The organism is Trabulsiella odontotermitis (assembly GCF_030053895.1).
GTDB lineage: Bacteria > Pseudomonadota > Gammaproteobacteria > Enterobacterales > Enterobacteriaceae > Trabulsiella > Trabulsiella odontotermitis_C.
On record NZ_CP125781.1, the window covers coordinates 1,025,666 to 1,038,116 of the forward strand.

At 53.2% G+C, this 12,451-nt stretch carries 13 protein-coding genes; 5 read left to right on the plus strand and 8 right to left on the minus strand.

What is annotated here, in order from left to right; genetic code table 11:
• Positions 1–172: 172 nt before the first annotated feature.
• Positions 173–457, plus strand: a complete 285-nt coding sequence (locus tag QMG90_RS05025; RefSeq protein ID WP_283282853.1) for a DUF5339 domain-containing protein — start codon at positions 173–175, stop codon at positions 455–457.
• Positions 458–676: 219 nt separating this feature from the next.
• On the opposite strand, the gene QMG90_RS05030 is transcribed toward QMG90_RS05025, so the two are convergent.
• The 6 genes from QMG90_RS05030 to QMG90_RS05055 all read right to left on the minus strand — a co-directional run bounded on the left by QMG90_RS05030 (position 677) and on the right by QMG90_RS05055 (position 6,059).
• Positions 677–832: a hypothetical protein gene (locus QMG90_RS05030; protein WP_155483930.1), complete on the minus strand. Its 156-nt coding sequence runs from the start codon at positions 830–832 to the stop codon at positions 677–679.
• Between the two features lie 181 nt (positions 833–1,013).
• Positions 1,014–1,559, minus strand: coding sequence for a 4Fe-4S dicluster domain-containing protein (locus QMG90_RS05035; RefSeq protein ID WP_283282854.1), 546 nt, complete (start codon positions 1,557–1,559; stop codon positions 1,014–1,016).
• Positions 1,559–2,152, minus strand: coding sequence for a molecular chaperone TorD family protein (locus QMG90_RS05040; RefSeq protein ID WP_283282855.1), 594 nt, complete (start codon positions 2,150–2,152; stop codon positions 1,559–1,561). Before QMG90_RS05040 ends, QMG90_RS05035 begins: the two co-directional genes overlap by 1 nt.
• A gap of 68 nt (positions 2,153–2,220) precedes the next feature.
• A complete protein-coding gene (locus QMG90_RS05045; protein ID WP_283282856.1) occupies positions 2,221–2,997 on the minus strand; it encodes a dimethyl sulfoxide reductase anchor subunit family protein in 777 nt (258 codons plus the stop codon).
• On the minus strand, positions 2,990–3,616 hold the full coding sequence (locus QMG90_RS05050) for a DMSO/selenate family reductase complex B subunit (protein ID WP_283282857.1): 627 nt from the start codon (positions 3,614–3,616) through the stop codon (positions 2,990–2,992). The genes QMG90_RS05045 and QMG90_RS05050 overlap by 8 nt, the downstream gene beginning before the upstream one ends.
• A gap of 13 nt (positions 3,617–3,629) precedes the next feature.
• Positions 3,630–6,059, minus strand: a complete 2,430-nt coding sequence (locus QMG90_RS05055; protein WP_283282858.1) for a DMSO/selenate family reductase complex A subunit — start codon at positions 6,057–6,059, stop codon at positions 3,630–3,632.
• Positions 6,060–6,142: 83 nt separating this feature from the next.
• Here QMG90_RS05055 and QMG90_RS05060 point away from each other — a divergent pair, with 83 nt between their 5' ends.
• Together QMG90_RS05060 and QMG90_RS22420 are read left to right on the plus strand one after the other, a co-directional pair.
• Positions 6,143–7,123, plus strand: coding sequence for an IS5-like element ISKpn26 family transposase (locus tag QMG90_RS05060; RefSeq protein ID WP_000019473.1), 981 nt, complete (start codon positions 6,143–6,145; stop codon positions 7,121–7,123).
• Positions 7,105–7,320: a hypothetical protein gene (locus QMG90_RS22420; protein WP_346733135.1), complete on the plus strand. Its 216-nt coding sequence runs from the start codon at positions 7,105–7,107 to the stop codon at positions 7,318–7,320. Before QMG90_RS05060 ends, QMG90_RS22420 begins: the two co-directional genes overlap by 19 nt.
• Positions 7,321–7,596: 276 nt before the next feature.
• On the opposite strand, the gene QMG90_RS05065 is transcribed toward QMG90_RS22420, so the two are convergent.
• Together QMG90_RS05065 and QMG90_RS05070 are read right to left on the minus strand one after the other, a co-directional pair.
• Positions 7,597–8,703, minus strand: a complete 1,107-nt coding sequence (locus tag QMG90_RS05065) for an alkene reductase (protein WP_283282859.1) — start codon at positions 8,701–8,703, stop codon at positions 7,597–7,599.
• A 59-nt stretch (positions 8,704–8,762) separates the two neighbouring features.
• Complete coding sequence (locus tag QMG90_RS05070) at positions 8,763–8,975, minus strand: YdgH/BhsA/McbA-like domain containing protein (RefSeq protein ID WP_283282860.1); 213 nt, start codon at positions 8,973–8,975, stop codon at positions 8,763–8,765.
• A 239-nt stretch (positions 8,976–9,214) separates the two neighbouring features.
• Between QMG90_RS05070 and cadC the strand changes: the two genes are divergently transcribed.
• On the plus strand, positions 9,215–10,747 hold the full coding sequence (gene cadC, locus QMG90_RS05075) for a lysine decarboxylation/transport transcriptional activator CadC (RefSeq protein WP_283282861.1): 1,533 nt from the start codon (positions 9,215–9,217) through the stop codon (positions 10,745–10,747).
• A 364-nt stretch (positions 10,748–11,111) separates the two neighbouring features.
• Positions 11,112–12,449 carry a cadaverine/lysine antiporter gene (gene cadB, locus QMG90_RS05080; protein WP_283282862.1) on the plus strand — a complete coding sequence of 446 codons (1,338 nt, stop codon included), beginning with the start codon at positions 11,112–11,114 and terminating at the stop codon, positions 12,447–12,449.
• The last annotated feature ends 2 nt before the right edge of the window (positions 12,450–12,451 follow it).

Sequence of the window (12,451 nt, forward strand, 5' to 3'; positions counted from 1 at the left end):
TTATTTAAAAGATTTATTTTGATCGAAAATCCCAAAGTGACCTTATTATTTCAGCTTTTTTATATCCCCGGGGAATGTGACATGCGACAAGGAAATAACGAGTCGCTATAAATAGAATTTTATTTGTCAGGATGACGTGTTCTGACTCACTACATTTATCATTGAGGGATTTATGAAAAAAGCATTATTAGCAATGTTGTTAGTTTCTGCTGCGTCGGCTTCTTACGCAGCTGATGTGAGTCCGACTTGCCAGAAGTACTTTGACTCCGTTGAAAACTTTATTGAAATGGCGAAAGCGCACCCGGAAGCGAAAGCACAAGTTGATACGTTGAAAACGCAGTTTGAGCAAAGTAAAACACAAATTACCACACTTCCGGCTGAATCTCAGGAGCAGGCTTGCAAACCAGCTCTGGATGCAATGGAGCAGGTGACTGCTCAGCTGAAAGCAGCAAAATAAGACAGATACAGGGAATGGGGAAAATACCCCTGCGCTAAAAGTAAAGAGAGCCGTAATGGCTCTCTTTTTTATTTCGGCATTCCATAAATTAGCGGGCAATTTATTAATGTAATAAATTCTGAGAATAAACCGGGTGGAGGTGGAACCACGAAGTTAGCGGGGCGACGAGAGTACGGGAGTCTGGCGACCCCGAAAATGAAGGCTCCGCAAGCGCCGGAATTACTTGAGCGCTTTAAGCCACATCATCAACTGCTTCAGTTCTGAGCCGGTCAGCGCCGGGATGGTCACTTTCCGTTTTAACTCAGTACTGACAAGCTCAAGCGCGAGCCGCATCATTTGATCGTTCTTGCCGTGTGAAATGACATCTGTACGCATGGCAGTACCTCCTCAATGTGAAAATACGCGCGAGCGCGATATAAGCACATGTTTAACAAGGAAATGCTAGATGTAGCGTCATTACGTCACAAATGGTACTACATGTTGGGTATTGTAACTGAAGTTTTCTGCAAGGCAAGTGACAATTTGAGGAAAGTCCAGGGGAATATTCTGTTGTTTTTCAAAAGGCAGAGGGGACAAGGGTCACGGCGTCATAATTGCACTGGACCAGGCATTCACCACAGCCCGTACAGCGTTCGCTGTCCAGTTCCGGCAACCAGTTTTCACCAATGGTGCATGCCTGCGCGGTACAACTGTCCACGCACTGATTACAACGGCGAACCGGGTTGATGCAACTGCTATTGAACACGGGGCGCAGGCCGGTGTCGAATCGCGCTTGCGGCAGCAAAGCGCCGACATCGCAGGCGTCGATGCAGCGTCCGCAGCCGTCGCAACTGGCATATTGAATATTGAGCTGCGGCAACCCGCTTTCGTGTCTCTCCAGAATCCCCATCGGACAGGCGTCGATACAGAGATGGCACTGGGTGCATTGTGCGTTGAATTCAGCGACCGGCAGTGCGCCGGGTGGCAACGGAATTGCCGGATACGCCGGTGGCGTTTCCGGCGCGACCTGACGAGCGGCGCTGACAACGGCGCGGAACAGTCCGCGCCGACTGACATGACGATGAGAAAGATACTCCTGATAATACCGCTCGGATTTGCTCATCAGAAAAACAGCCTTTTGGTCTCCGGTCGCAGCGCTTTTCGTTGCTGCACATCATTAAGAAACAGTGTCGCGACTCTGGCGAGACGGGCATAGAACGGGCTTATCTCATTGCGCTTGAGCAACTCGAGATAGCGATGTGCCCACGGCAGTAAATGCACTTCCAGCAGCGTGGCGGCCGCGTTCGGGTTTCCGCGCTCCAGCAGGGCACTCCAGGCGAGCAGCATCAGGCCGAACTGGTCTTCAGGCTCATTGTCTTTGCCATCAAAAGCAATGCCGTGACGGCGCAAAAACGCGCGGTACTGGGCCGTGGATTCCCCCATCAGCAGGTTATCTCTTTCCAGATAAACGGAACCCCAGGGCGGGGCGACCATTTCACCCTGACCTTCAAAAAGCGTTGAAAATTGCCAGATCAACGCCTCTTCGTCAGGCTGTGGCCACTCTTCGCAAAGCGCGGCGATTCTTTCGGGATCGAGCCACGAATAAAGGGAAGGTAATGTCGGGAGGCATTGCAACAGCTCCCGGGTTTCGCGATGCTCTGGTGAATAGTAAAACAGTGCACCGAGGATTCGCGTCATTACTGCATGGGCTGACATGTCATTCACTCCTGTTGTGACCCGGCCAGACGAAGACGGCAGCCAGTCATCCGCTGGCTGCCCGTTGATTACATCGGTAACGTCCATAAGTTATAGAAGGCGACCCGACCGGCCAGTTCTGCCGCGACGATCACCAGCACGGCGGTCGCCAGTACCGGCTGACCCGAGTTGCGTCGTGCGTATGCCATTGCGCAGATCAATCCCAGCGCTAACAGGACTCCCTGAGCAGTGAACCACGTTGTTTGCGCTGATGCCAACGCGCTGTCTGCATTTGTGATTGTTGACATATAACCAGGCAACAAACAGAAACTGGCGAGAATGGCGATGATGCACACCCACAGCCCCACGCGACGCGCGCCAAAGAATGCCGCTAGCGCGCCGCCGCCGATGAACGGCGTCAGCACCATAATGGCGGTGGTGTAGTGTGAGCTCCAGGTGGCGACAGTCGGCAACTGATAAATGCGCGGGATCGCGAGCACAAAGACCACGCCTGCTGCCGCCGCCAGCCAGGCGAGGGAGGCAAACAGTGTTGACGCACCGCGCTTCAGCAACAGCCCGAGTGCGGCGAGACCGCCGAGGGCGCCGAACACGGCGGAGAGCGCAATTTCATTGCTCATCGGCGATGACCCGACACGGAACAACATATTCAGCGCGCGTGCAGGTTGCCCGACGTGGAAAATACCCAACACCACGCCGAGGCCAAACAGACACATCACTGCGAACAGCCCGATGGCCATCCGTCGCGCGTCGATCTGCTTAAGCGCGCCACCGATCAGCAGCAGAATAAACGCGCCCACGGCGCACTGCGTAAAGACGGTGAAAAACACCAGTGGTAACTCATGCATGGCGAGTCTCCTGCAGATTCTGAATAGTGCCGGCCTTATCACCGCTGGCTTTCGCCTTCGGATGCGGTTTAACGATCAGGTTAGGGCGAGTGAATGAGGCGGACGGCAGCGGCGCAATCTCGTTTTCGCTGCCATATTTCGCGCGCAGCTCGTCAATCGGGCCGAAATCCAGTGCGCGTTGCGGGCAGGAATCGACGCAGATCGGGCGCAGGTTTTGCGCCAGCCGGTCCAGGCAACCGTCACATTTGCGCATCACTTTCGCTTTCGCATCAAACTGCGGCGCACCGTACGGGCAGCGCATTTCGCAGTAGCGGCAGCCGACGCAGATACTGTCGTCCACCACCACCAGTCCATCTTCTTCACGCTTGTGCATGGCGCCCGTCGGGCAGCCTGCGGTGCAGGTGGGTTCATCGCAATGGTTGCAGGCGATGGAGAGATAGTAGGCGAAGGTGTCGTTATGCCAGCTGTCGCCTTCTTTGACCCACTCGCCGCCGCCGTATTCATACACGCGGCGCAGTTTAGGTCCCACATCTAAATCTTTATTGTCCTTACAACTCACCTGGCAGGTTTTGCAGCCTGAACAGCGCGAGGAGTCAACGTAAAAGCCATATTGTTTCATATCAAATCACTCCTTAAGCGCGTTTAATCTCAACCAGGTTGGTGTGCTGCGGGTTGCCTTTCGCCAGCGGCGAGGGCAGATGGCTGGTCAGCGAGTTGATGCAACGACCAACATCGACACCGTCATTATCGAGGCGAGTCCATGCGCCCTGCGGCATGGCAGCCACGCCCGGGATAATGCGGTTTGTCACCTTGCAGGGGATCTCAACAACCCCGCGATCGTTAAATACACGCACCATGTCGCCGTTTTCCAGCTGACGCGCGCGGGCGTCGATCGGGTTGATCCACACTTCATCTGGTACCGCTTCGTGAAGCGCCAGGATATTGGTGTATGTGGAGTGGGTATGACCTTTGGTATGGAATCCGCTCAACTGCAGCGGGTATTTCTCCGTTAACGCCTTATTGAGGTGCGACTCTTTCACTACGCAGAATTCCGGGACTGCCGGAATGCGATCTCCTTCAGGCAGCGTCCATTTCTGCGCCAGATCCGCCAGCGCCTGCGAGTAGATCTCAATCTTGCCCGATGGCGTGGTGAGCGGGTTGGTTACCGGATCGGCGCGGAAATCGGCAAACACCAGGCTCTGTTTGTCGGTAGCGACCTGCTGGTCGATAACCCCTTTAGTTTTGGCAACGCTCCATTCGGGTAAATACGCCCGTTTTTCTTTGATCTGCTGATAGTGGAATTCGGCCCATTCCGCCTGCGTTCTGCCACCGGTGAATTTCTCCCGCAGACCGAGATGCCCGGCGATGTCAGCGCAGATGTCGTAGGTACTGCGCACTTCCCACATCGGGGTGATGGTCTTCTGCAGCGCGATCATATAGTTGTGCGAACCTGCTGCGTAGGAGCTGTCGACCAGATCGTCGGCTTCAAGGTAGCTGGTTTCCGGCAACAGAATATCGGCAAATTTCGCGCTGGGCGTCATGTGGTTTTCGATCACGATGATCGTTTCACACAGCGTTTCATCGGCGAGGATTTCGCGCGTACGTTTGATGTTGCCATGCTGGTTGACCAGCGCGTTCCCGGCCTGATTAACCACCAGTTTGATCCCGGTTTTCAGTTTATCAGTGCCTTTCACGCCCATAGTGGTGGCGGTCATTTTTTCCGGATTCAGAATAGCATCGGTCCACAAATAGCAGGGGATCGAGGTGGTGATCGGGTTGGTCTCGGTCGGCAGCAGCGGCACGCCGTACGGTGTGCCGTAAGGCCAGTTGCCGTTGTTGGTGCCAGGCAGACCAAAGTGGCCGGTCAGCGCAGGCAGCATCTGGATGGCGCGCACGGTTTGCTCGCCGTTGGCGTGGCGCTGCGGTCCCCAGCCCTGGCAGATATAGCAGGCTTTCGCTCCGGCGATTTCGCGGGCCAGCTGTTTGATGCGTACTGCCGGAAGCCCGGTGATGGCCGCCGCCCATTCCGGCGTTTTGGCGACCCCGTCCGGGCCGGTGCCGAGTATGTAGTCTTTATAGCTGGCGTTCGGCGCGGCCTGCGCGGGCAGGGTGGTGCTGTCGTAACCGACGCAGTATTTGTTGATCTCTGCTTCGTCGATCAGGTTTTCGCTGATCAGCGTCCAGGCGATGCCGGCGACCAGTGCGGCGTCGGTGGTCGGGCGGATCGGCAACCATTCTGCATGTTCTGCAATCACCGAGTCGGTATAACGCGGATCGATAATCACCACTTTGGCATTTGAGGTTTCCAGCGCGCGGCGAATTTCTTCCACCTGGCCGCCGCCGGACATCCGTGTTTCCGACAGGTTCAGACCAAAGAAAACCACCAAATCAGAATGGGCGATTTCGGTAAAATGGCTACCGGCATATTTGCCGTGAGTATATGGTGTCGCTGTCGCAATCTGGGCGGTGGAATAGGTATTGTGGTAATTCAAATAGCCGCCGGAAATGTTTAGTAAACGTTTCCAGGCTGGCGTTCCCTGGGTGTGATAATAGGCCCCGGACTGGTAGTGATAATATATGGCTTCACGGCCATATTTTTCAGTAATTCGCGTCAGCTCGTCGGCAATAAATTTCGTCGCCTCTTCCCAGCTAATGCGTTTGAATTTCCCTTCGCCACGTTTACCTACGCGTTTCATCGGATACTTAATACGGTCCGGACTGTACACGCGCCAGCGGCTGGAGCGCCCGCGCAGGCAGGGCCGAATCTGGTGCTCGCCAAATACCGCGTCGTCTCTGGCATCTTCCGGCTCGATTCGCACGATGCGATCGTCTTTCACGATAACCTTCAGCGGGCAGCGGCTGCCGCAGTTCACCAGGCATGCGCTGTGGCGTACGGTCTCGCCGGTGGTGGCATCGGTGGGCGTTGCGGCCTGTGCTACGGATGAAAACGGCAAGGTAACGGCATTGCTCAGCGCAACGGCAGAGCCAATTTTGGCCGCTGTCGTCATTGCTTCCCGTCGGGAGATTTCTTTATTTAAAATCTCGTTTATTTTATTTTTCATTATCTGCTTCCCTAAGGAAGGTGCGAACAAGTTCCTGATATGAGATCATCATATTCATCCGGAGCGCATCCCAGAGGGACATCATGAGCCATCAACTCACCTTCGCCGATAGTGAATTCAGCACTAAGCGCCGTCAGACCCGAAAAGAGATTTTCCTCTCCCGCATGGAGCAGATTCTGCCATGGCAAAACATGGTGGAAGTCATCGAGCCGTTTTATCCCAAGGCGGGCAATGGCCGACGGCCCTATCCGCTGGAGACCATGCTGCGTATTCACTGCATGCAGCATTGGTACAACCTGAGCGACGGTGCCATGGAAGATGCCCTGTACGAAATCGCCTCCATGCGCCTGTTTGCCCGATTATCCCTGGATAGCGCCCTGCCGGATCGCACCACCATCATGAATTTCCGCCACCTGCTCGAGCAGCATCAACTGGCCCGTCAATTGTTCAAGACCATCAATCGCTGGCTGGCCGAAGCAGGCGTCATGATGACCCAAGGCACTTTGGTGGATGCCACCATCATTGAGGCACCCAGCTCTACCAAGAACAAAGAGCAGCAACGCGATCCGGAGATGCATCAGACCAAGAAAGGCAATCAGTGGCACTTTGGCATGAAGGCCCACATTGGTGTCGATGCCAAGAGTGGCCTGACCCACAGCCTAGTCACCACCGCGGCCAACGAGCATGACCTCAATCAGCTGGGTAATCTGCTTCATGGAGAGGAGCAATTTGTCTCAGCCGATGCCGGCTACCAAGGAGCGCCACAGCGCGAGGAGCTGGCCGAGGTGGATGTGGACTGGCTGATCGCCGAGCGTCCCGGCAAGGTAAAAACCTTGAAGCAGCATCCGCGCAAGAACAAAACGGCCATCAACATCGAATACATGAAAGCCAGCATCCGTGCCAGGGTGGAGCACCCGTTTCGCATCATCAAGCGGCAGTTCGGCTTCGTGAAAGCCAGATACAAAGGGCTGCTGAAAAACGATAACCAACTGGCGATGTTATTCACCCTGGCCAACCTGTTTCGGGTGGACCAAATGATACGTCAGTGGGAGAGATCTCAGTAAAAACCGGAAATAACGCCAGAAATGGTGGAAAAAATAGCCTAAATAGGCTGATTCGATGTGTTTGCGGGAAAAAAATCGGCCCAGATCCGCGAAATTTTAATCAGCGAGTCAGCTTGGGAAGAAATGACCTGCTTATTCGCACCTTCCCTAAGTGTCCAGGGATAAACGATAAAGGGATTATGCAGAGCGTTAATTGATTACGATCAAGCGAAGATTCCTGTAATTCAGGTATGGCGCGCTTTTGTGATGAACATGATGGTGACGTGGGAAATTCATTTAGAAATGATATAAATTCCTGAATGTAATTTGTTATCGTTACCCATTTGTGATTATGTAAAATATTTTATTTCATGTTAAAGAAATGAAATAAGAATGGCGTCGAAGTATGAAATCCTGTTTTATTCTTAATCACATTGATATAAAAAAAGCCCCGCAGTCAACGCGGGGCTTTTTCAGGGGGAATGCTAACGTATTTATTTGCTGTTCACCGTCGGGTAATCGAGGTAACCGGCTTTACCGCCGCCGAAGAACTGCTCCCGAACCGGTTGGTTCAACGGTAGATTGTGCTGCAGACGATACGGTAAATCCGGGTTGGCGATGAACGGACGGCCGAAACCGATCAGGTCCGCCCAGCCTTTGGCCAGCGCCTCTTCTGCACGCTCCACGGTATATTTTCCGGAGTAGATCAACGTGCCGTGGAAGATAATTCGCAGCGCTTCTTTAAAGGCCGCAGGCATCACCGGCGCGTCTTCCCAGTCCGCTTCCGCGATGTGGATATACGCAATGCCAATCTCATTCAACACGCTTGCCGCGGCCAGATACGTCGCTTCCGGCGTGTCATCTTTCGAGCCCATCAGCGTGGTCAACGGCGCCAGGCGAATACCGAGCTTCTCTTTACCGATGGCGGCGGAAACGGCTTCTGCCACCTCTTTCAGAAAACGCAGACGGTTTTGTAGCGAGCCGCCGTACTGGTCATCGCGCAGGTTTTCACGCGAATCAATAAACTGGTTGATCAGGTAGCCGTTGGCGCCATGCAGTTCAACACCGTCAAAACCGGCAGCAATGGCGTTACGGGCGGCCTGTGCGTAATCAGCGATAATGCCAGGGATCTCTTCCAGCGTCAGCGCACGCGGCAGGGAGTGTTGCACCATCTCACCCACACCGTTTTCCGGGCCGCGGCCTTCTATGTCAACGAACACTTTCACGCCTTCCGCCTGAATCGCAGACGAGGAGACAGGCGCAGCGTTGCCTGGCTGCAGAACGGTATGCGAAACGCGGCCAACGTGCCACAACTGCGCAAAGATTTTGCCGCCCGCGCTGTGCACGGCGTCAGTCACTTTTTTCCAGCCTGCAATCTGCTGTTCATTGTAGATACCCGGCGTCCAGGCATAGCCCTGGCCTTGCTGGCTGATCTGCGTGCCTTCGCTGATGATAAGCCCGGCACTGGCGCGCTGCGCGTAGTATTCCGCCATGTCGTCGGTCGCGACATCGCCAGCACCAGCGCGAGAACGGGTCATCGGTGGCATGACAATGCGGCTTTTCAGCGGCAATGTGTTAAGTGAATACTGATCGAATAACATAGAATTTTTTTCCTCACTTAAACGGGAGACGATCTCCGGTACTGGCAATACAGCCGATTTTATTTATCCAGCTCAGCGGTCATCATGACAAAGTTACCCATGCGGGCGCTGGTGATTTTGTAGTCGCTTTTCCCTTCGGCTTTGGCTTTTGCCGCCAGGGCTGCTTCAGCAGAATCCAGGGTATTACCGGTTGCAGAGATGGTTTGTGCAGACGCGCCAAAGGCCAGCAAAGAGAAAGCAGCAGCGGTAATAAAAGTTGTTACGGTTTTCATTGGGGTATTCCTGAGTTTGTTTTTTCAATTAACGAGTGCTGTGGTCAACAACACGATGGAGCACAGGATATTCCCGCTGATTAGTGAGATAAATGCCAATAGTGGCAATAGACTATTGCGTATTAAGTAATAATCAGGCTGGAAGCCGGTTACGTCGCAGAGGTAGTGAGGCTCATCAAAATTGGGGGGGTTAAATATGATATAATCCGCGTTTCCCTTTTTGCTTTTGGGCTTTTTTTATGCAACAACCTGTTGTGCGTGTCGGAGAGTGGCTGGTTATACCCTCCGTCAATCAAATCAGCCGTCAGGGACGCCAGCTAACATTAGAACCGCGTTTAATCGACCTTCTGGTTTTTTTTGCCCGCCATCCTGACGAAGTACTGAGCCGTGATGAGCTCATTGATAATGTCTGGACGCGAAACGTCGTTACCAGCCATGTTGTCACGCAGAGCGTCTCCGAGCTGCGTAAATCCCTGAAAGATGGTGATGATAACAGCCCGGAATACATCATTACCGTGCCTAAACGTGGCTATAAGCTGACGGCGCCGGTGATCTGGTGTACGGAAGAGGGCGAAGAGCTCACGCCAGAAATGCCTGCCGCTGAAGTGTATTCGCCGGTTGAATCCGCTCATGTCCCTGTCGCTGCCAACCCCGCCGCGCCTGCCGCGCCGCCGGCGGTGAAACCCGAAAAACGTAAGCGTCTCGCGACCTTCTGGGTATGGTGTCTGTTCCTGCTGGCGCTCGGTACCTGCGTTGCGCTGGTGGCGATGTCGACGCTCAAATCGCATCCCGCGGTCACCAAAACGCGGCTGCTGCTGAACCCGCGTGATATCGACATTCGTCTGGAGAATGGCAACTCCTGTAATAACTGGATGTCGCAGCGTTCCTATGCGGTCGGGCTTGGCAGCCTGGTGACGACCTCGCTCAATACTTACTCCACCTTTATGGTGCATGACAAAACCAACTACAACATTAACGAGCCCAGCAGCTCCGGCAAAACGCTGTCAATTGAGTTCGTTAATCAGCGCCACTACCGCGCGCAGCAGTGCTTTATGTCAGTGCAACTGGTGGATAACGCCGATGGCTCTAGCATGCTCGACAAGCGCTATTTCATTACCAACGACAACCAACTGACGATCCAGAACGACCTGTTAAACAGCCTTTCCGAAGCACTGAAACAGCCGTGGCCGGAAAAAATGCAGGAGATGCTCCGGCAGTATCAGCCGCTGCAAAGTACCTCGCTGTCGCGCTTCTATCAGGCGCATCAATTCTTAATGAATGGCGATGTCGAGTCGTTAGGCAAAGCCAGTGATATTCTCAATGACATCACGAAGCAGTCGCCGGAATTTACCTATGCGTATGCGGAGAAAGTGCTGGTGGATGTATTACGCCATTCCCAGCAGCCACTTGACGGCACACAGCTGGCGGCAATGTATGAAGAAATTAAGCGGGTGGAAAATATCCCCGGAATGAAAGATGAGTCGATCGTTTATCAAATACGAACGATTGATCAGCTGGGTAAAGGTAACGTCGATGAAGCGTTCGACGCCATTAATACCGGCATCGATCTGGAAATGTCCTGGTTGAATTATGTGTTGCTCGGCAAGGTATATGAAATGAAAGGCGCCAACCGCCAGGCTGCGGATGCCTACCTTACCGCGTTTAATTTGCGTCCTGGTGAAAACACCTTGTACTGGATTGAAAACGGGGTATTCCAGACCTCCGTGACCCGCGTCGTTCCGTATCTCGACAATTTCCTCTCTTCAGAATAAGTAAACTCTCATCATGCTGCTATTTAAGGGCATGATGAGGTTAATTTTATGTATATCAACAATATTCGATTTGTTACTCAAATTCACCACTTTTCTCGCCGCGAATAACCGTTTTTTAACACCTTTTTTGTTCTCAACCTACTGTAAAACAACAATGTTTATCTTTTTATGATATCGGCTTGTCTTGTTGATGTGTTAATGCAAAAAGCTCAGGATATCATTTGTCTGACGTTTGCCATTAATTCATTTAATCCTTAGGACTTCTCCTATAAGAATCCTTAATCTTGTTGGCAGTCGGTCGGATCAATAAATAATTTGCATCATGGTCCGCACCTCCAAAGTAAAGCTCAGGAGAAAAAGAAACATGAGTTCTGCCAAGAAGATCGGGCTATTTGCCTGTACCGGCGTCGTCGCTGGTAATATGATGGGGAGCGGGATTGCGTTATTACCTGCAAACCTCGCAAGCATTGGTGGTATTGCTATTTGGGGCTGGGTTATCTCTATTATTGGTGCAATGTCTCTGGCGTATGTATATGCCCGACTGGCAACCAAAAACCCACAACAAGGTGGTCCAATTGCGTATGCAGGGGAATTATCTCCGGCATTCGGTTTCCAGACCGGCGTTCTTTATTATCATGCAAACTGGATTGGTAACCTTGCCATCGGTATTACTGCCGTATCTTATCTGTCTACCTTCTTCCCGATTTTAAATAACCCGGTTCCAGCGGGTATTGCCTGTATTGCCATCGTGTGGATATTCACCTTCGTGAATATGCTCGGCGGTACCTGGGTAAGCCGCCTGACTACTATTGGTCTGGTACTGGTGCTGATCCCGGTCGTAATGACCGCCGTTGTTGGCTGGCACTGGTTTGACGTTGCCACTTATCAGGCAAACTGGAACACCTCACAGACCACAGACAGCCACGCGGTCGTGAAAAGTATTCTGCTTTGCCTGTGGGCGTTCATCGGTGTTGAATCCGCTGCCGTGAGCACCGGGATGGTCAACAACCCGAAACGTACTGTGCCGCTGGCAACCATGCTGGGCACCGCGATGGCCGGTCTTGTCTATATCGCCGCCACGCAGGTTCTGGTCGGTATGTACCCGGCATCGCAAATGGCCGCCTCTGGTGCGCCGTTCGCTATCAGTGCTTCCACCATTCTGGGCGGCTGGGCTGCGCCGATGGTTTCTGCCTTTACCGCCTTTGCATGCCTGACTTCTCTGGGTTCCTGGATGATGCTGGTGGGTCAGGCCGGTATGCGTGCCGCTAACGATGGCAACTTCCCGAAAGTGTATGGCGAAGTCGACAGCAACGGTATTCCGAAAAAAGGTCTGCTGCTGGCCGCGGTGAAAATGACCGCGCTGATGATCCTCATTACCGTGATGAACTCCAGTGGGGGTAAAGCCTCTGACCTGTTCGGTGAGCTGACCGGTATCGCGGTTCTGCTGACCATGCTGCCTTACTTCTACTCTTGCGTTGACCTGATTCGTTTCGAAGGCATCAACATTCGTAACCTCGCAAGCCTGGTGTGCTCTGTCCTCGGCTGTGGCTTCTGCTTCATCGCACTGATGGGTGCAGGCTCTTTCGAACTCTCCGGCACCTTTATCATCAGCCTGGTCATCCTGATGTTCTACGGCCGCAAAATGTCCCAACGTCAGCAAAACAAAGTTGCTACTGAAACACAGACCGCTGACGCGCATTAATT

Bases quoted from the DNA above. Each gene is read 5' to 3' on its own strand.
- QMG90_RS05025 (WP_283282853.1), top strand. From the start codon at position 173: ATGAAAAAAGCATTATTAGCAATGTTGTTAGTTTCTGCTGCGTCGGCT.
- QMG90_RS05030 (WP_155483930.1), bottom strand. From the start codon at position 832: ATGCGTACAGATGTCATTTCACACGGCAAGAACGATCAAATGATGCGG.
- QMG90_RS05035 (WP_283282854.1), bottom strand. From the start codon at position 1,559: ATGAGCAAATCCGAGCGGTATTATCAGGAGTATCTTTCTCATCGTCAT.
- QMG90_RS05040 (WP_283282855.1), bottom strand. From the start codon at position 2,152: ATGTCAGCCCATGCAGTAATGACGCGAATCCTCGGTGCACTGTTTTAC.
- QMG90_RS05045 (WP_283282856.1), bottom strand. From the start codon at position 2,997: ATGCATGAGTTACCACTGGTGTTTTTCACCGTCTTTACGCAGTGCGCC.
- QMG90_RS05050 (WP_283282857.1), bottom strand. From the start codon at position 3,616: ATGAAACAATATGGCTTTTACGTTGACTCCTCGCGCTGTTCAGGCTGC.
- QMG90_RS05055 (WP_283282858.1), bottom strand. From the start codon at position 6,059: ATGAAAAATAAAATAAACGAGATTTTAAATAAAGAAATCTCCCGACGG.
- QMG90_RS05060 (WP_000019473.1), top strand. From the start codon at position 6,143: ATGAGCCATCAACTCACCTTCGCCGATAGTGAATTCAGCACTAAGCGC.
- QMG90_RS05065 (WP_283282859.1), bottom strand. From the start codon at position 8,703: ATGTTATTCGATCAGTATTCACTTAACACATTGCCGCTGAAAAGCCGC.
- QMG90_RS05070 (WP_283282860.1), bottom strand. From the start codon at position 8,975: ATGAAAACCGTAACAACTTTTATTACCGCTGCTGCTTTCTCTTTGCTG.
- cadC (WP_283282861.1), top strand. From the start codon at position 9,215: ATGCAACAACCTGTTGTGCGTGTCGGAGAGTGGCTGGTTATACCCTCC.
- cadB (WP_283282862.1), top strand. From the start codon at position 11,112: ATGAGTTCTGCCAAGAAGATCGGGCTATTTGCCTGTACCGGCGTCGTC.